Here is a 17,354-nt window from a genome sequence, read left to right on the forward strand (position 1 = left end):
GAACAGACCAAAGACATTTGTCCGAACCATGTTGTCTCCTATCCCGATCCGAATGTCGTGATTGGAAGGCGACTGGATATTCTTCCGGTCGAAATCGTCGTGCGTGGTTATCTTGCGGGAACAACGGGTACATCTATTCTGACACTCTACAAGAAGGGAGAGCGACATATGTATGGCGTCTCATTTCCTGAAGGAATGAAAGACAATCAGGTGCTACCCGAACCGATCATTACGCCGACCAGCAAAGAGTTCGATGGTGGACATGATGAGCCACTCACACCCGCCGAAATCATCGAAAAGGGATTGCTGACCCAGCAGCAGTGGGAAACGCTCTCTACATATGCGCTGGCATTGTTCATGCGTGGGCAGGATCTCGCGGCCAAGCGAGGCCTCATCCTGGTGGACACAAAATATGAATTCGGCACCGACGAAGATGGCAGCATCATCCTCGCGGACGAAATCCATACGCCAGATAGCAGCCGCTATTGGATGGCCGATAGCTATGAGCAAGCCTTTGAGAGCGGTACCCGCCCCTATAGTTTCGACAAGGATTTCGTTCGTTCCTGGGTCGCTGAACGCTGTGATCCCTACACGGATGAGATCCCCGAAATTCCCGAGGACCTCGTGCTCCAGACATCCAAAGTGTATATAGAAGCCTTCGAACGTATTACCGGCGATGTCTTTCGGGCTGACGATAGTGAAGCGTCGGTGTTTGATAGAGTCCGAAAAAATCTGGAGCCGTTTTTCCAGGGAGCGTGATTTTGACAAAAGTATCCGGACAAATCTCATCGAAAAAAGATGAACCAAGCGTGCCCAGGCAGCGCCAGCGTCGTTCCGCCGAAGAAACCCGTCGCGATATTCTAGCCATGACGGAACGACTTTTCCGTGCGCGCGGTTTCGGGTCTGTCTCCATCGCCGACATCGCCGCTGCGCTCAACATGTCGCCTGCCAACGTGTTCAAGCATTTTCACTCTAAGAATGCGCTTGTCGACGCCATTTTCCTCCAGCAGATCCGTTTGCTGGAACAGAAACTCGACACGCTCGACGGAACGCATTCACCGTTCGAAAGATTGAGCCATCTGGCGCGCAGCCTGATGGAGAACCACCGTCGCGATCTGAACGACAATCCCTATATCTTCGAAATGATTCTGATGACGGCCAAAAGAGAACTTGCGTGCGGCCAGTATTATGAGAATGTGATCACCAACCTTCTGGCCGCCATTATCAAAGACGGAATAGCAGGAGGCATCTATGCGCAAACGGATGTGGACACATCAGCCCGCACAGCCCTCATGGCATTGACGAGCGTCCTACATCCCGTACTGATCGCCCATGAGGAGGTCGACATTTTAGCAACACGAAGTCAGGAACTGGCGCGACTTATAGATTGTGCACTGCGGTATGGGATTGCTAAGTGACGATAACGCATATACGTCACCTATTCCTGAAATGCCGTGCTGACGATCTGCCCGCCGACTGAACCCGCCGGAGCAAAACGCTCAGACCCCATCACAGCAGCACTGAATTGCGACCGTTGAACATGAGAAAAACGATGAAAAGCCGTCTAGCTCCTCTACTCACCATCTTGCTCATGGCGGGCGTTGTTGCCGGCTGCAGCGACAGCGAGGATACCAAGCAGGCTCCGGCGCAAGGCAGTCAGCGCCCCCCTGCGCCGGTCAGCGTCATCTCCATGAAAAAGAGCGACTACCCGCTGACGACGTTGCTACCAGGTCGTGCCGAAGCTTTCCAGATTGCTGCCATTCGTCCGCGTGTCGGCGGCATCATCAAACAGATCGCCTTCAAGGAAGGCGGCTTCGTGAAGTCGGGCGATCTGTTGTACAAGATCGATGACGATACGTATCAGGCCTCTTTCGCCGAAGCGCAGGCCGCTCTGGAACGCGCTGAAGTCAGCGTTCCAGCAGCGGAAGCGAATTTGCAGCGCTATGAGCGTCTCGCCAATAGCGGCGCGTCTCAGAAAGAATTCGAAGATGCGCGTACGACTTTGCTCCAGGCAAGAGCCTCTGTTGCACAGGCGCGTGCCACTTTGCAGACGGCGCAGATCAACCTGTCCTTGACGGAAGTGCGCGCACCCTTTGACGGCGTGACATCAGCGACGAATTTCTCGATCGGAAACGTGGTCACCGCGAGCCAGACCGATTCCCTGACGACACTTCGCCAGATCAATCCGATCTACATTCAGCTCAACGAATCCAGCGTGAACCTTCTTCGTTTGCAGTCTGCGATCAAGGCTGGAAAGCTGGAGCGGAGCGACAACAGCGAAACAACAGACATTCGCTTGACGCTTGAAGACGGCTCGGAATATCCCGGCGTCGGCAAACTCGACATGTCGGAAATGGCCGTCAGCACGACGACAGGCACAGTTTCCATCCGCACGCTGTTCGAAAATCCCGACAACACTATACTTCCAGGAATGTATGTTCGCGCCACGATCACCGTTGGCAAGGAAATCGGCTACCTCATTCCCCAGCGCGCAGCCGGTCGAAACGCCAATGGCGAGTTGACCGCAAAATTCGTGACAGCAGACAACAAGGTGGAGACCAGAACCTTTCCGTCCAGCCAGCTGTCTGGAAACAACTGGCTCGTGACGGAAAACGTTACGGATGGCGACAAGCTGATTGCTGACGGATTTCAATGGATAACCGACAATGCCGCCGTCAATCCCATACCGGTCGAAATAGATGAAAAGGGATCTATCATTGAAAAGCCGGGCGCCCAGGCTGCGCCAGCTCCCGCGCCGAAATCATGATGTCTGAAGACATGCTCGGCAACATCGTGATCAGGAACTAGATATGTCAAAATTTTTCATTCGGCGGCCGATCTTTGCATGGGTTATCTCCATCGTCATCATGTTGGGTGGCGCGCTGGCCATCGGCACCTTGTCGATCTCCCAATATCCGGAGATTGCTCCGCCAACGATCCGCATCAGCGCAAGCTATACCGGCGCCAGTGCCGATACGGTGCGCAAAACCGTCACCCAGATCATCGAAGACGGCATGACCGGCCTTGACGGGCTGACCTATATGAACTCGTCATCGACCACCGGATCGGCGAGCATCACGCTGACATTCGACAATAGCGTCAACGGCGATATTGCCCAGGTTCAGGTCCAAAACAAGCTTCAGCTCGTCACGTCGCAATTGCCGTCTGTCGTCCAGGATCTCGGCATCGAAGTGACCAAGTCCACTTCGAGTATCCTCTTGGTTGGTGCCTTGGTTTCGACAGATGGAAAGCGCTCGTCAGCGGATCTTGGTGACATCTTTTCCACGCAGATCGAAGATCAGGTGAAGCGTATCGAGGGTGTGGGCAATATCAATGCCTTCGGCTCGGCTTACGCCATGCGGATCTGGCTCGACCCGTTCAAGATGAAGAAATTCCAGCTGACGCCAGCTGACGTGACGGCAGCCATTCAATCGCAAAATACGCAGGTTTCCGTTGGTTCGGTGGGCGGGTTGCCCTCAGTGGAAGGTCAGCAGATCAACGTCACGATGACGGCACAAAGCCAGCTGACGACCGTTTCCGATTTTGAACGCATCATTCTGAAGGTCGACAACACGGCGGCCAACGTGCGGCTGAGCGACGTTGCGCGCGTTGAAATCGGTCAGGAAACCTATGCCTCGACATCACGTTCGAACCGCCAGCCAGCCTCCGGTTTCGCTGTAAACCTCGCGACGGGTGCCAACGCGCTCGACACGGCGGCTCTGGTCAAGGCAAAGCTTGAACAGGTGGCTCCGGCTCTGCCGCAAAACGTCAAGGTCATATACCCCTATGATACGACACCATTCGTTTCGCTTTCGATCGAAAAGGTCGTCAGTACGCTGATCGAAGCGATCGTTCTGGTGTTTGTCGTTCTGCTGGTTTTCCTTCAGAACCTGCGCGCCACAGTCATTCCGATGATCGCGGTTCCCGTGGTACTCCTCGGCACCTTCGGCATTCTGGCACTCACCGGATATTCGATCAACACGCTGACGATGTTTGCGATGGTCCTTGCCATCGGTCTTCTCGTTGACGATGCGATCGTCGTTGTTGAAAACGTCGAGCGCATCATGTCCGAGGAGGGGTTGAGCCCGCTGGAAGCGACTGAAAAATCCATGGGTGAAATCACGGGCGCTATTGTCGGCATTGCGCTGGTTCTGACAGCAGTCTTCATTCCCATGGCCTTCTTCGGCGGGTCGACGGGTATCATCTATCGTCAGTTCTCCATCACCATCGTATCGGCAATGCTGCTGTCTGCCGTCGTAGCGATTGTGCTGACGCCGGCGCTTTGCGCAACGATGTTGAAGCCGATCGATCATAAAAAGAAGACCCGTGGCCCGGGCGCGTGGTTCAACCGGAACTTCGACCGCACCACCACGGGATATGTCAGCTCGATCGCCTATCTCCTGAAGCGACCATTGCGTGTGCTTCTGATGTTCGCACTCGTCATGGGAGGATGCGCCTGGTTCTTCACCCGTTTGCCATCGTCCTTCCTGCCTCAGGAAGACCAGGGCGTGCTGATGACGATCATCCAACTGCCAAACGGATCAACCAGCGCGCAGACGGCAAAGGTCGTCGAAAAAGTCGAGAACTACTATCTCGACAAGGAAAAAGACGTCATCGACAGTATCTTTGCCGTGAACGGCTTCAGCTTTACCGGCAGCGGACAAAGCTATGCCCTCGTCTTTGCGAAGCTGAAGGATTTCGATCAGCGAACGGATCCGAATATGGCGGCCTCGGCAATTGTCCAGCGGGCGATGGGAACGTTTATGACCTTCCGCGAAGCACAGGTCTTCCCGATTCTGCCGCCGGCCATTCAGGGCCTTGGCAACTCCAGTGGCTTTTCCATGTACCTGGTGGATAGTGGAAACCGGGGAAGTGACGCTCTCGTCAGCGCATCAAAGCAACTCATTCAGGCTGCAAACTCCAGCGGCGTAATCACCGCAATGCGTGCCAACGACCGCGACCAGGAAAGTCAGGTCAAGCTTGAGTTGGACCAGGAAAAGCTTGGCTCGATGGGCCTCAGCATCTCTGAAGTCAACTCGATGCTGACCACGATCTTCGCTGGCAGTCGTGTCAATGACTTCACGCTCGATAACAAGATCAAGAAGGTTTACGTGCAGTCTGATGCGCCTTACCGCATGCAGGCCGAGGACCTGAAATACTGGAACGCCCGAAACTCGGGCAACGAGATGGTACCATTTACGTCGTTTACAACCGCAAAATGGGTGAACGGTTTGCCGTCCGTCTCTGCATATAACGCGGCCAATGCCTTCTCGCTTGAAGGTTCGGCACCTCCGGGCGTGAGCTCTGGTGATGCGATGAACGAGGTAGAACGCATCGTTTCCCAAATGGATGGTGGCTACTCTGTCGCATGGACAGGACTGTCTTTTCAGGAACGTCTTTCCGGATCGCAGGCACCCTTGCTTTATGCGCTCTCGGTTCTGATCGTCTTCCTGTGCCTGTCAGCGCTCTATGAAAGTTGGTCGATCCCGTTTTCCGTCATCATGGCTGTTCCGGTCGGTGTCCTCGGCGCCTTGATTGCCGCGCACTTCTTCGGACAGTCGAACGACGTTTACTTCAAGGTTGGTCTTCTGACCACCATCGGTCTTGCCGCGAAAAACGCAATCCTGATTGTGGAGTTCGCCAAGGAACGGCAGGAGCATGGCTTGAGTCTTCTTGATGCGACGCTTGAGGCTGCAAAGCTCAGATTGCGTCCCATCATCATGACCTCCCTCGCCTTCATCCTGGGTGTTGTTCCCTTGGCCATTGCCAGCGGTGCAGGCTCTGCGGCGCAGAATGCGATCGGCATCGGCGTCCTGGGTGGTATGCTTTCTGCAACACTCCTCGGAATTTTCTTCATTCCATCGTTTTTCGTCATGATTCGGAGCCTATCTAAACGTTAACAAACCAAAAACATGCTAGCAAAACCGTAAGACGCTGCTAGAAATGTTGGCAATTATGAACCGCATTTCTTCAGCCCACAGCAGCGCGACGCTCGTTTTGACTGAGGTGCTCAATGCGCCAAATTAAATTGGGATAATTTCATGCCGTCTATTCGTGTTACCATTCCTCTCACGATGCTTCTGCTTTCCGGTTGCGTTGTCGGTCCCGACCACAAGGCGCCAGAAGCGCAGCTCCCCGTCAAATTTGCCGAAGGCGGAAAGACCAGCAATGGTGACGTTGCGACGGTAGCGTGGTGGAACGCGTTTAATGACAGCCGTCTCAACGGCTATGTCGAAACAGGTCTCGCGCAGAACCTGACAGTTCTTCAGGCCATCGAGCGAATCAATCAGGCCCAGTCCCAAATCACCGTTGCGGGTGCAGGCGCTCTTCCAAGCCTGACCGGCTCTGGCAGCCACACGACATCACAGACAAAAGGCAGCTTCCCATCGAATAGCTCATCTGTTCAGAACGTCTCAGGCGGCGCGCTTGATGCTTCCTGGCTGCTGGACCTCTTCGGCCAATACCGCCGCGCCAAGGAAAGCGCCGGAGCTTCCCTCGATGCCGCCTATTCCACGGCCGACGTTCAGCGCTTGACACTGATTTCGTCCGTTGTTTCCGCCTATATCGACGTTCGTTTCTATCAGGAGCGCCTGGCAATTGCCCGCGCCAACCTGAAGTCACGCCGCGAAACGCTCGACCTGACGAAGCTTCAGCTTGAAGCCGGTGCGGCATCTCGTCTCGATGTCGTTCAGTCCGAAGGTCTGGTCAACTCGACACTTGCCGACATGCCAGGCCTGGAAACAAGCTTCCGTCAGGCGGCGCATCGTATTGCAACGCTGCTGGGCATGCCGGCATCTTCACTGGTCGTCGAATTGCAGCGCGGCGCACGTCAGCCAGTCGCCCGTAAGGCACCGCTGACAGGTATTCCGGCCGACCTGATCCGCAATCGTCCTGACATCCGTGTGGCCGAACGCAATCTGGCTGCCGCTGTCGCAGAAATCGGCGTTGCGGAATCGCGCTTGTATCCAAGCATCACGATCAGTGGCTCGATTTCTCCAAGCTACGTGAACCTTTCCAACAACGGTTCGCGCGGAACATCGAACTCCTGGTCCTTCGGTCCAAGTCTCGTCCTGCCGATCCTTGATGGTGGCAGCCTGCGTGCCAATGTGGACATTGCCAAGTCTGCCGCTCGCGAGCAGTATCTGGCATGGAAGGAAACCGTGCTGAACGGCATGGAAGAGGTTGAAAACGCACTTGCTGCGGTCAACCGCGACAAGCAGACCGAAGATGCACTGCGCAGAACCGTCAAGTCCTATCAGGAAGCCCTGTCGCTCGCGACAGCAAGCTACCGTGATGGCGCGTCCTCGCTGCTCGACGTCCTCGATGCGCAGCGTCAGGTGTCCACGGCACAGGCCAACCTTGCCACAGCCGTTCAGACAACCGCGCAGGACTACGTGCGGCTGAGTGTTGCACTGGGTGGCGGTTATGCCGTTGGCTCGCCAACGAAAGCCTCCAACACCATCATGGCAGCAAACACGCCCAAGGGCATGTAAAACAGGCAGTCCATGTTCGATACCACATCCATCCCGCAACGAAAGTTGCGGGATTTTTTGTGCGAAATGCAGACAAGAAAAAAGCCTCGGATCACTCCGAGGCTTTTCTCAAACAAAGATGGCGGCGAGGATCAGTTCTTGGCACGCTCGACGTAGGAGTTGTCTTCAGTCGCGACAACAACACGGATACCGGCGTCGATGTGGGGCGGCACCATGGTGCGGATGCCGTTGGACAGGATCGCAGGCTTGTAGGACGACGATGCCGTCTGACCCTTCACAACCGGCTCGGTTTCCATGATCTCGAGCGTGACATGGCGCGGCAGGATGACAGCCAGCGGCAGACCTTCGTGGATCGACAGAACGCAGGTCATGCCTTCCTGAAGATAGGCCTTCTGATCGCCCATGGTTTCCGTGTCGACCACCACCTGATCGTAATTCTCAGGGTTCATGAAGTGGAAGCCTTCGCCATCTTCATACAGGAACTGGAAGTTCAGGTCTTCGACAAATGCCCGCTCGACCTGTTCGGTCGTGCGCCAGCGTTCGGCAACCTTCACGCCATCCGAGATGCGGCGCATATCAACCTGCGTCACAGGTGTACCCTTGCCGGGGTGGAAGTTGTTGGCGTTGAGAACGACGTAAAGCTTGCCATCGACGTCGATAACATTGCCCTTGCGCACGGATGAGGCGATAACCTTGACCATATGATTTCCTTGTAACTCAATGAAATGCGTCGTAAAGGACCGCGCGGCTGCATCGACCCAATCGACGTTTTGTATCTTTTATGGGGCGCAACTACCTTAAATCCGCAGGAATTGCCAGCCTTCAACCGCATCGAACAGAAAACTGTGCCACGGATGTCGGATAATTCGATACCACGGCACAGGTGGCATCGCAAAGAAAGCAGCAGATGGGCTCAAACCTTCACACAGCGTCCGCCTGGTGGACGCCCGATGTGCATCAGGATCGCCGCCCCTTTCTTTTGGGACGAAACGCTATTCAGGCGGCCATCCGTCGCTTTTTTGCAGACCACGACTTTCTGGAAGTCGACACTGCCACGCTGCAGATATCTCCGGGCAACGAGGCGCATCTCCATGCCTTCGCGACAACCGGGATAACCACAAGCGGCGAGCATGCCCCGCTCTATCTGCACACATCGCCGGAATTTGCCTGCAAGAAACTGCTGGCTGCAGGCGAAAGGCGGATCAGTTGTTTCGCGCATGTCTACCGCAACAGAGAACGCGGCCCTTTGCACCATCCTGAATTCACAATGCTCGAATGGTACCGCGTCGGCGAGACCTACGAAACCCTGATGCGCGACAGTGCTGATCTGCTGGCTCTGGCTGCCGAGACCATGAAGACGAAAAGCTTCACCTATGGCGGCCACAGTGTCGATCCGTTTCTGGAACCTGAGCGACTGAGTGTCGCTGAGGCCTTTCAGCGTTACGGCAGCATCGACTTGCTGTCCACCATCGACAAGACCGGTGAAACGGACCGTGATCATCTTGCTCGCCATCTCAACGATGCCGGAATTCGTGTGGCGAATGACGACAGCTGGGCCGATATGTTCAGCCGCGTTATCGTGGAGCGGGTCGAACCCAAGCTGGGCTTCGGGCGCGCCACCATTCTGGATGAATATCCCACCAGCGAAGCCGCTCTTGCCCGTCGCTCTCCCGGGGATGGCCGCGTTGCCGAACGCTTTGAACTTTATGCCTGCGGGGTGGAATTGGCCAACGCCTTCGGTGAATTGACCGATGCCGCTGAACAGCGGCGGCGTTTCGAGATCGAAATGACAGAGAAGCAGCGCGTCTATGGTGAAACCTACCCGATAGACAACGACTTTCTTTCCGCACTTGCCGTCATGCCCGCGGCAAGCGGCATTGCGCTCGGTTTCGATCGCTTGGTGATGCTGGCCACCGGCGCGCCACGCATCGATCTTGTCATGTGGGCACCTGTCGCGGGTTACGGATCATGACCACGCGCAGCCTGAAATCGCCGGAAGATCTGGTAAACGCCGGTTTCATCGATGACAGCCGACTGGAAAGCGTTCGTCGCGTGACGGAGAGGTACGCGGTGGCTGTCACACCTGCTATGGCTGGCCTCATCGATAGAAACGATGCCAGCGACCCGATCGGGTTACAGTTCCTGCCGAGTGAGGCAGAACTGCTGCAAACGCCGGAAGAGCGCGCCGATCCCATCAGCGACGAAGCGCATAGTCCCGTCCCCGGTATCGTTCACCGTTACCCCGACCGTGTGCTGTTGAAGGCCGTGCATATATGCCCGGTCTATTGTCGCTTCTGCTTCCGCCGGGAAATGGTTGGCCCACAGGGCAACGGGACGATGGCAGCAGACGAACTTTCGGCTGCATTTGCCTATATCAGAGACCATGAGGAAATCTGGGAGGTCATCTTGACGGGCGGCGACCCGCTCGTGCTCTCGCCACGGCGTCTGACGGCAATCATGGAGGGCCTGAAGGCAATCGCGCATGTCAAAATCGTGCGGTTCCACACACGCGTGCCGGTTGTCGATCCCGGCCACATCGAAACGCAACTGATTGAAGCGCTAAAGTCCAGCGGCAAGACGACCTACATAGCACTCCATGCCAACCATCCGCGCGAGTTGACGGATGAAGCGCGGGCGGCATGTGCAAGACTGATTGATGCTGGCATCGCCATGGTCAGCCAGTCGGTTCTGTTGAAGGGTATCAATGACGACCCTCACATCCTTGCCGATCTCATGCGCGCTTTTGTGGAGACGCGGGTCAAACCCTATTATCTCCACCATCCTGACCTTGCCCCAGGCACCAGCCATTTCCGGATGGAGATTGAGGACGGCCAGCGAATCATAGCGGCCATGCGCGGACATATCTCTGGTCTGTGTCAGCCAACCTATGTGCTGGATATTCCCGGCGGCCATGGAAAAGCCGTCATAGGTCAGAATGCGGCAGCGAAACAGCCCGAGGGTTGCTACTCCATTTCCGATTTCAACGGCAACGATCACATCTACCCGCCGAAGGCTCAATAGGCGGGGCTAATAAACCCGACATATCAACACGTCCCGGAAACGCGGCCAAAGAAACAAAAATTTCACAATTCCGCCCCCATCCTGTCATCATAAAGAAAAATATTCTACCTATATTGAAAATCATTGATTACGCCGCGAATCTGGAGTATCAGTGATTCAGTTGGAGAATGGTGTCTCCAGCCCTCCGGATCCATACCAAGCAGGGAGAGTGACATGTCAAATATGAAACGCATCGCCGCGATCTCTGAGCATCGGTTTGTGAGTGCCGGACACACCTCCATGTGTTCCCGCTGCTGTCGAATGTGACCTGACGGTCAATCTTTATTCAAATTCGATTCGACGAAATGCTGTGTGCCAAGCCACAGCGGGAGTATGTATGATGCAAAAGCAAGTTATTGAATTCGCCGGTGAACCGGTTGGCATCGTTGTCCCAGACAACAACCGTCTGAAGTTCATTGCGGTAAAATACCACGTTCACGACCTAGACGAGCAGCGCTTCGACAGCGCCGACGACGTACGGCTTGCCATTCGCAACCTGGTGCGCGATCGCAACGTCGCGGCGCTTGTTTAAAAAACAGTGGCGCTTGCGCGTTGGTGGTCAACAGTGTCGTCGGTTTCAGGTCTGTAGGCATCAGTCAAAAGGCGTTGCCTCTAAAAGAGACAGCGCCTTTCATGTCTTTAAGACTGACAATCAGAACGCCGTGAACGTCAGTGTCGTCAAAGACCGCACGATGCCTGGAATATTGACAATATTTTCGTTTATGAATTTTCCGACATCTTCTTCGGGAGGAAGATAAATCTTCAAGAGAAGATCGTATTCCCCGCTCGTTGAATAGAGCTCGGATACAAGCTCCGTTTTATAAATGGCATCGGCAACATCGTAAGTCTTGCCGGGCGTGCACTGAAGCTGAACGAAAATGGGCTTCATGATCTGTTTCCCGTCACAAATTGAAACATGCAATGGCAGACTGCCTTTTGCGGATGCCGCACTATTGTCGCAGCCAGACGCGTGTTTCAACCCCGCCCGTTGATTACTCGAGGATGATTGGGACGTCTTGGGTTGTTACACCCCATTCCGGGCATGCATGACATGATCACGATATGTCGGTATTCAGGAAAGGGCGGGCAGTTGTAAGCTGCTTGAAACATGCGTCGTGCATGACCGTCTCCTTGGGTGATTTCGATGTATAATGATCCACATTCTCACGGCCTTTGGGAAAAAACTGCGCCGATACCGGCTGTAACCTCGCCGCTTGAAGGCCGTGAGATGGCGGATGTCGTCGTCGTCGGCGGTGGATACACCGGCCTTTCTGCGGCCCTTCACCTGGCGGAGCGGGGCATTCGTGTCATCGCGCTGGAAGGCAAGGAGATCGGCTTTGGCGGCGCTGGACGCAATGTCGGTCTCATCAATGGAGGCATGTGGGTCATGCCAAAAGAACTGCCAAATGTTCTAGGACCGGTCTATGGCGAGCGCCTGTTGGATCTTTTGGGCAACGCACCCCTCCTCGTGCGCGAGATCATCGAAAAACACCAGATCGAATGCCAGCTTGAGACGAACGGCACGCTTCACTGCGCCGTAGGCAAAAAGGGACTGGCCGAAATCACCGAACGTTGCGCCCAGTGGGCTGCACGCGGTGCGCCTGTCAGAGTTCTCGACGAACAGGAAACGGCAGACCGTATCGGCTCCTCCGCCTATAGCGGCGCCTTGCTGGATGAGCGTGCAGGAACATTGCAGCCGCTGGCCTATGCGCGCGGCTTGGCAAGTGCAGCCCGGAAAGCCGGTGCGACCATCCACACCTCCAGCCCTGTCATCGAAAGTCAGGCCGATGGTGATGGTTGGCTGGTGAAGACCGCGCACGGCTCTGTTCGCGCAGATTGGATCATCGTTGCGACGGAGGCCTATAGCACTGGTCCTTGGAAAATCATTCGAGAAGAGCAAGTTTATCTACCCTACTTCAACGTCGCGACCAAACCGCTGGGTGACAATCTGCGCAAAACGATCCTGCCAAACCGCCAGGGCTGTTGGGATACCAACGAAATCCTGTCTTCTTTCCGCATGGACAACGCAGGGCGTCTCGTATTCGGCAGCGTCGGCGCACTGCGCAATACGGGTGCAGTCATTCACCCATCGTGGGCCAAACGCGCCATCAAGCGCATTTTTCCACAATTGGGCGAGATCGAATTTGAGTGTGAATGGTACGGCCAGATCGGCATGACAGATGATTCCCTGCCGCGCTTCCACAAATTCGCAAAAAATGTCGTCGGGTTCTGCGGTTACAACGGTCGCGGCATTGCACCCGGGACGGTTTACGGCAAAACACTGGCCGCCCATGTGGCGGGCGATATCGTCGAAGACGCCCTGCCCCTGCCGGTCACAGCACCGAAGGCCCGCAGCGTCCTCGCATTGAGAGAGGCCTATTACGAAGCCGGTGCGCAAATCGCGCATTTCGCAGGCGAGCGGATTTAAGCATCCACCGTTGAGGCTCTAGCGGGTGTCGTAGTCGGTTGCCATAAAAGCATGTCCTGGCGGCTTGCGATTTTGTTTCAGAAATCAACAGCGCCAGCTGCAAAACTGCCCCATGTTGCCGAAACGAAATATTCGTCCTCTCCATTCCTCCATGTGGCAATCCGTACGCCCATTTGGTCTTCCGGCAGCTTCATTTGCGAATACGGCGTGGGCATTCTCGGTGCAACGCTTCGGGAGATTTCTATCAAGTGTGGGTTCACTTTGTCCGAAAAGGCAATCTTGCGTGGCAATCGACAACACCTGGCCGTCACGCACCGTTATATCCTTGAAAATATAAAGCGCACCGTCTAGACAGTTTCAATGTATTCGCCGGAATATTTCGTTTAGAGGGGCCAAAGGGCATGGGATTTCTTCGTCGTCGTCTTATCAGGACCACTCTTGCGGTGGTGATCGCCTCTGTTGTGGCAAGCATTGGCCTGTCTGCACCAGCTTTTGCGCAGGACAAGGTCACTGTTTTTGCCGCCGCCAGCATGAAGAACGCGCTCGATGAGGCAAACGGCGCATGGGCCAAGGAAACGGGCAACGAAGCCATCGTTTCCTATGCGGCGAGTTCTGCTCTGGCCAAACAGATCGAAGCGGGTGCGCCTGCCGATCTGTTCATCTCGGCCGATCTGGCCTGGATGGACTATGTCGCGGGCAAGAAGCTGATCAAGGAAGAGAGCCGTACCAACCTGCTGGGCAACCGTCTGGTGCTGGTAGCGCTTGCTGACAAGGCAAAGCCTGTCGAAATCAAGCAGGGTTTTGATCTTGCAAAGCTCGTGGGTGACGGCAAGCTGGCCATGGGCGCGGTGGATAGCGTTCCGGCTGGAAAATATGGCAAGGCCGCGCTTGAAAAACTTGGCGTATGGTCATCTGTAGAGGGCAAGGTAGCCGGTGCAGAAAGCGTGCGTGCAGCCCTTGTTCTCGTCTCTCGTGGTGAGGCACCCTACGGTATCGTCTACCAGACAGATGCCGCCGCCGACAAAGGCGTCAAGATCGTCGGCACTTTCCCGCAGGACAGCCATGAGCCGATCATCTATCCGGTTGCCATTCTCTCGGAATCCAAAAGCCCCGCGGCAAATGCTTATCTCGAATTCCTGAAATCGGCAAAGGCTGCTCCGTTCTTTGAAAAGCAGGGCTTTACCATTCTGAAGTAAGATCGGATTTTCACGATCCCACCGACAGGAATGGCATATTGGATTGGCTCACCCTCAGTGCGGAAGAATGGACGGCGATACGGTTGAGCCTTTGGGTTTCCAGCATCGCCATGTTTGCCAGCCTTCCCTTCGGAATCCTGATTGCCCTGGCGCTGACGCGTGGCCAGTTCTGGGGTAAATCGCTCCTCAACGGCATCGTCCACCTGCCGCTGATCCTGCCGCCTGTCGTGACCGGCTTCATCCTTCTGGTCACGTTCGGACGTCGCGGTGTGATTGGCCAGTTTCTCGATCAGTATTTCGGTATCGTCTTTTCGTTTCGCTGGACGGGGGCGGCGCTCGCGTGTGCCATCATGGCCTTTCCGCTGATGGTGCGCTCCATCCGCCTGTCGATCGAAGCCGTTGACCGCAAACTGGAAGAAGCGGCGAGCACGCTGGGTGCAAGCCCGCTTTGGGTCTTTCTCACCGTTACCCTGCCGCTTACTCTACCCGGCATCATCGCAGGCATGATCCTCGCTTTTGCCAAGGCCATGGGGGAGTTCGGCGCCACGATCACCTTCGTCTCGAACATTCCCGGAGAAACGCAGACGCTCTCTGCAGCGATCTACACCTTCACGCAGGTTCCGGGCGGTGATGCGGGTGCAATGCGGCTGACGCTGGTTGCAATAGCCATTTCCATGGTCGCCTTGCTGGCCTCGGAATATCTGGCGCGCATCGTCGGTAAAAAGGTGAATGCACAATGACACTGGCGCTCACTGTCAAACACCGGCTGGACGCCTTTACGCTGGATGCCGATCTCACCGCTGGCAAAGGTGTGACGGCACTCTTCGGCCGCTCCGGCTCCGGCAAGACTTCGCTGATCCGCATCATCGCCGGATTGACCAGGCCGGACCAAGGCGTATTGAGGCTCGATGATACCGTGTTGGCAGACAGCGCCAAACGCGTATTCACGCCATGCCACAAACGCCGTTTCGGCACTGTCTTTCAGGAAGCGCGCCTGTTTCCGCATCTCACCGTCGAGCAGAACCTGCACTATGGCCGGTGGTTTTCCGGCAAGACCAACGGGGAGGCAGACAGTGCGGGTATTATCGATATGCTGGGCATCGGAGCACTGCTGAAAAGGCGCCCGGAAAAACTGTCGGGCGGTGAAAAGCAGCGCGTGGCCCTTGGCCGTGCGCTTTTGTCGTCACCGCGTCTTCTTTTGATGGACGAGCCTCTGGCAGCACTGGATGAGGCGCGCAAGGCCGAGATCATTCCGTATCTTGAACGGCTTCGAGACGAAACGAAGATACCGATCATCTATGTCAGCCACTCTGTCGCAGAGGTGTCGCGCCTCGCCGATCAAATCGTCGTCATGAAAGACGGCCGGATCGAGGCCGCTGGTCCGGCAGCGGAAATCTTATCGCGCCCGGCTTTCAACGCTCACCTGGAGCGGCGCGAGATCGGTAGCATTCTGTCCGGTAGCGTGGATGCCTTCGATGGCGCGCATGGCCTTGCCACAATCCGGCTGAGGGGAATGGCTCTCCATGTCCCCTCAGCGGCGGCCAAAGTCGAGCACCCGGTTCGCGTCCATATTCCGGCCCGCGATGTGCTGCTGGCGACGGTCAAGCCGGAAGGGTTGAGCGCACTCAACATTCTGAAGGCGTGTATCGCAGATATCGTCTTGTCGGATGACGGGATGGCGATGGTCCATGTGGATTGCGACGGCGATATCATCTTGTCGCGCATCACGCGAATGTCCGTCGAACGGCTCGCTTTGAAGCCGGGAATGCCGATCTTTGCGATCATCAAATCGGCAGCACTCGATCCCTACTGATCTTGCCTGCGATGGGCTTCGAGCCAGTCGAGATCGGCTCTCAGGGCATCGTTCAGGCGTTGCTCCATACCGCGATAACGGTCAAGCAATGCGCGGCCGAAGTCCGTCAACGCGGCGCCACCGCCCTGACTTCCACCGCGCTGCGATTCGATCACCGGTTCGTTGAACATATGGTTCAGGGCATCCACCAAAAGCCAGGCACGGCGATAGGACATGTCCATCGCGCGTCCGGCAGCAGAGATGGAGCCGGTGGAGACGATAAACTCCATCAGCTGGATTTTGCCGCGTCCCAACCTGTCAGCGGGCGGAAAATCGATCCGCAAAACCGTTTTCAGTCGCTCTTTCCCCGCCTCGTCTTTCACGCGGTCACTCCGGCGAAGTGATCCCGCCACGCTTTTTGCGCGCCGTCATGCGGGAGAGCCGTGGCCTCGTGGACACCACGCGCAATGGCACGGCTGACCACCATGCCCGCCAAATGGCAGAGCTCGGTAAAGTCACTCGCGGCGCTCATGGGCTTGCTGCACGTCGCAGCGGCAAACATCGTGTCACCATCGCTCGCAAGATGAGACGGCAGAATGGCACGGGCCAGTCCACCATGCGCCATGATCGAAAGCCGATGCGCTTGTGCTTTCGTCAGCACGGCATCCGTCACAACAGCGCCGATTGTCGTCGCCGTCAACGTCACACCTTTGATGCGCATGGCCGTGTCGGTGGCTGAGAACTGCTGCGGCAAACCGAGGCCGCCGAATTCCCCGTCGCGCTCGTAAGGTGCGGCCCAGAAATGTCGGCTGCTTCCCACCGTCGCGGATCCCATCGCGTTGACGGCGACGATCGCCGCGATCTTATGACCGCTGGATGTCACGGCGCTGGCAGACCCCAGCCCGCCCTTGAAGGTGGCCGTGGTCGCACCGGTGCCAGCGCCCACGCTACCAAGCGCAAAAGGCTGAGAGGTCGCGGCCTTGAACGCGTCATAACCCATGTCGCGATAGGGCGAATGCAGTCCCCAATCCTTGTTTCCGCCATTCAGCAAATCCATCAGAATGGCCTGTGGCACGATGGGAACGCGTGTCGAGCCCACAGCGAAACCACGACCCGTTTCGCGAAGCCCCGATTGCACGCCGCCCGCTGCATCCAGCCCAAAGGCAGAGCCGCCGGACAGGACGAGGGCATCGACCACATCCACCGTCATGGACGGATCAAGCAACGCCGTCTCCCGACCGCCCGGCGCACCACCGAGAACAGAACCGGAGGCAACGGCCGGTCGGTCGAAGACGATGGCAGTGACGCCCGATCCGAGTTTAAGATCGGTGGCATGGCCAACAGCCACGCCTTCGATATCGGTCAGCAGATTGTGCACGTTCATG

At 56.4% G+C, this 17,354-nt stretch carries 16 protein-coding genes (1 of these 16 running past the window's edge); 12 read left to right on the top strand and 4 right to left on the bottom strand.

Annotated elements, in window-relative coordinates:
- The 5 genes from RMR21_RS12900 to RMR21_RS12920 form a co-directional block, all read left to right on the top strand.
- Positions 1-759, top strand: the 3' portion of a protein-coding gene (locus RMR21_RS12900) for a phosphoribosylaminoimidazolesuccinocarboxamide synthase (RefSeq protein ID WP_498668382.1). 192 nt of this gene lie to the left of the window's left edge; the window shows 759 of its 951 coding nt (coding positions 193-951); its start codon lies off the left edge, out of view; its stop codon occupies positions 757-759.
- A 50-nt stretch (positions 760-809) separates the two neighbouring features.
- Positions 810-1,418, top strand: coding sequence for a TetR/AcrR family transcriptional regulator (locus RMR21_RS12905; protein WP_498668383.1), 609 nt, complete (start codon positions 810-812; stop codon positions 1,416-1,418).
- 134 nt (positions 1,419-1,552) lie between these two features.
- Positions 1,553-2,767 carry an efflux RND transporter periplasmic adaptor subunit gene (locus RMR21_RS12910; protein ID WP_498668384.1) on the top strand — a complete coding sequence of 405 codons (1,215 nt, stop codon included), beginning with the start codon at positions 1,553-1,555 and terminating at the stop codon, positions 2,765-2,767.
- Between the two features lie 43 nt (positions 2,768-2,810).
- Positions 2,811-5,900, top strand: coding sequence for an efflux RND transporter permease subunit (locus RMR21_RS12915; protein WP_498668385.1), 3,090 nt, complete (start codon positions 2,811-2,813; stop codon positions 5,898-5,900).
- 141 nt (positions 5,901-6,041) lie between these two features.
- Positions 6,042-7,493, top strand: a complete 1,452-nt coding sequence (locus RMR21_RS12920) for an efflux transporter outer membrane subunit (protein WP_498668386.1) — start codon at positions 6,042-6,044, stop codon at positions 7,491-7,493.
- Between the two features lie 131 nt (positions 7,494-7,624).
- Here RMR21_RS12920 and efp read toward each other — a convergent pair whose 3' ends face one another.
- Positions 7,625-8,194 carry an elongation factor P gene (gene efp, locus RMR21_RS12925; RefSeq protein WP_077102851.1) on the bottom strand — a complete coding sequence of 190 codons (570 nt, stop codon included), beginning with the start codon at positions 8,192-8,194 and terminating at the stop codon, positions 7,625-7,627.
- A gap of 206 nt (positions 8,195-8,400) precedes the next feature.
- Between efp and epmA the strand changes: the two genes are divergently transcribed.
- The 3 genes from epmA (at position 8,401) to RMR21_RS12940 (ending at position 11,085) form a co-directional block, all read left to right on the top strand.
- Entirely contained in the window at positions 8,401-9,465 is a 1,065-nt protein-coding gene (gene epmA / locus RMR21_RS12930; RefSeq protein ID WP_498668387.1) for an EF-P lysine aminoacylase EpmA, read from the top strand.
- Positions 9,462-10,514 (top strand): lysine-2,3-aminomutase-like protein, encoded by a 1,053-nt coding sequence (locus RMR21_RS12935; protein WP_498668388.1) that lies wholly within the window; start codon positions 9,462-9,464, stop codon positions 10,512-10,514. Before epmA ends, RMR21_RS12935 begins: the two co-directional genes overlap by 4 nt.
- A 379-nt stretch (positions 10,515-10,893) precedes the next feature.
- Entirely contained in the window at positions 10,894-11,085 is a 192-nt protein-coding gene (locus tag RMR21_RS12940; protein WP_174154179.1) for a hypothetical protein, read from the top strand.
- Between the two features lie 120 nt (positions 11,086-11,205).
- Here the strand turns inward: RMR21_RS12940 and RMR21_RS12945 are convergent, their stop codons facing one another.
- Complete coding sequence (locus tag RMR21_RS12945) at positions 11,206-11,442, bottom strand: Lrp/AsnC ligand binding domain-containing protein (RefSeq protein ID WP_498668389.1); 237 nt, start codon at positions 11,440-11,442, stop codon at positions 11,206-11,208.
- Between the two features lie 255 nt (positions 11,443-11,697).
- Between RMR21_RS12945 and RMR21_RS12950 the strand changes: the two genes are divergently transcribed.
- The 4 genes from RMR21_RS12950 to modC all read left to right on the top strand — a co-directional run bounded on the left by RMR21_RS12950 (position 11,698) and on the right by modC (position 15,990).
- Entirely contained in the window at positions 11,698-12,981 is a 1,284-nt protein-coding gene (locus tag RMR21_RS12950; RefSeq protein ID WP_498668390.1) for an NAD(P)/FAD-dependent oxidoreductase, read from the top strand.
- Positions 12,982-13,382: 401 nt separating this feature from the next.
- Positions 13,383-14,177 carry a molybdate ABC transporter substrate-binding protein gene (modA, locus tag RMR21_RS12955; RefSeq protein WP_498668391.1) on the top strand — a complete coding sequence of 265 codons (795 nt, stop codon included), beginning with the start codon at positions 13,383-13,385 and terminating at the stop codon, positions 14,175-14,177.
- A 38-nt stretch (positions 14,178-14,215) separates the two neighbouring features.
- The gene (gene modB, locus RMR21_RS12960) at positions 14,216-14,917 is read left to right on the top strand and encodes a molybdate ABC transporter permease subunit (protein WP_498668392.1); all 702 of its coding nucleotides are present in this window, start codon (positions 14,216-14,218) and stop codon (positions 14,915-14,917) included.
- Positions 14,914-15,990: a molybdenum ABC transporter ATP-binding protein gene (modC, locus tag RMR21_RS12965; RefSeq protein WP_498668393.1), complete on the top strand. Its 1,077-nt coding sequence runs from the start codon at positions 14,914-14,916 to the stop codon at positions 15,988-15,990. The genes modB and modC overlap by 4 nt, the downstream gene beginning before the upstream one ends.
- Here the strand turns inward: modC and RMR21_RS12970 are convergent.
- Both RMR21_RS12970 and RMR21_RS12975 read right to left on the bottom strand, forming a co-directional pair.
- Positions 15,984-16,352: a winged helix-turn-helix domain-containing protein gene (locus RMR21_RS12970; RefSeq protein ID WP_498668394.1), complete on the bottom strand. Its 369-nt coding sequence runs from the start codon at positions 16,350-16,352 to the stop codon at positions 15,984-15,986. The two genes, modC and RMR21_RS12970, sit on opposite strands and share 7 nt — an antisense overlap.
- Positions 16,349-17,353, bottom strand: a complete 1,005-nt coding sequence (locus RMR21_RS12975; protein WP_498668395.1) for a P1 family peptidase — start codon at positions 17,351-17,353, stop codon at positions 16,349-16,351. Before RMR21_RS12975 ends, RMR21_RS12970 begins: the two co-directional genes overlap by 4 nt.
- Position 17,354 lies beyond the last annotated feature (1 nt).

Source organism: Agrobacterium sp. rho-8.1 (assembly GCF_033957725.1).
Classification (GTDB): Bacteria; Pseudomonadota; Alphaproteobacteria; order Rhizobiales; family Rhizobiaceae; genus Agrobacterium.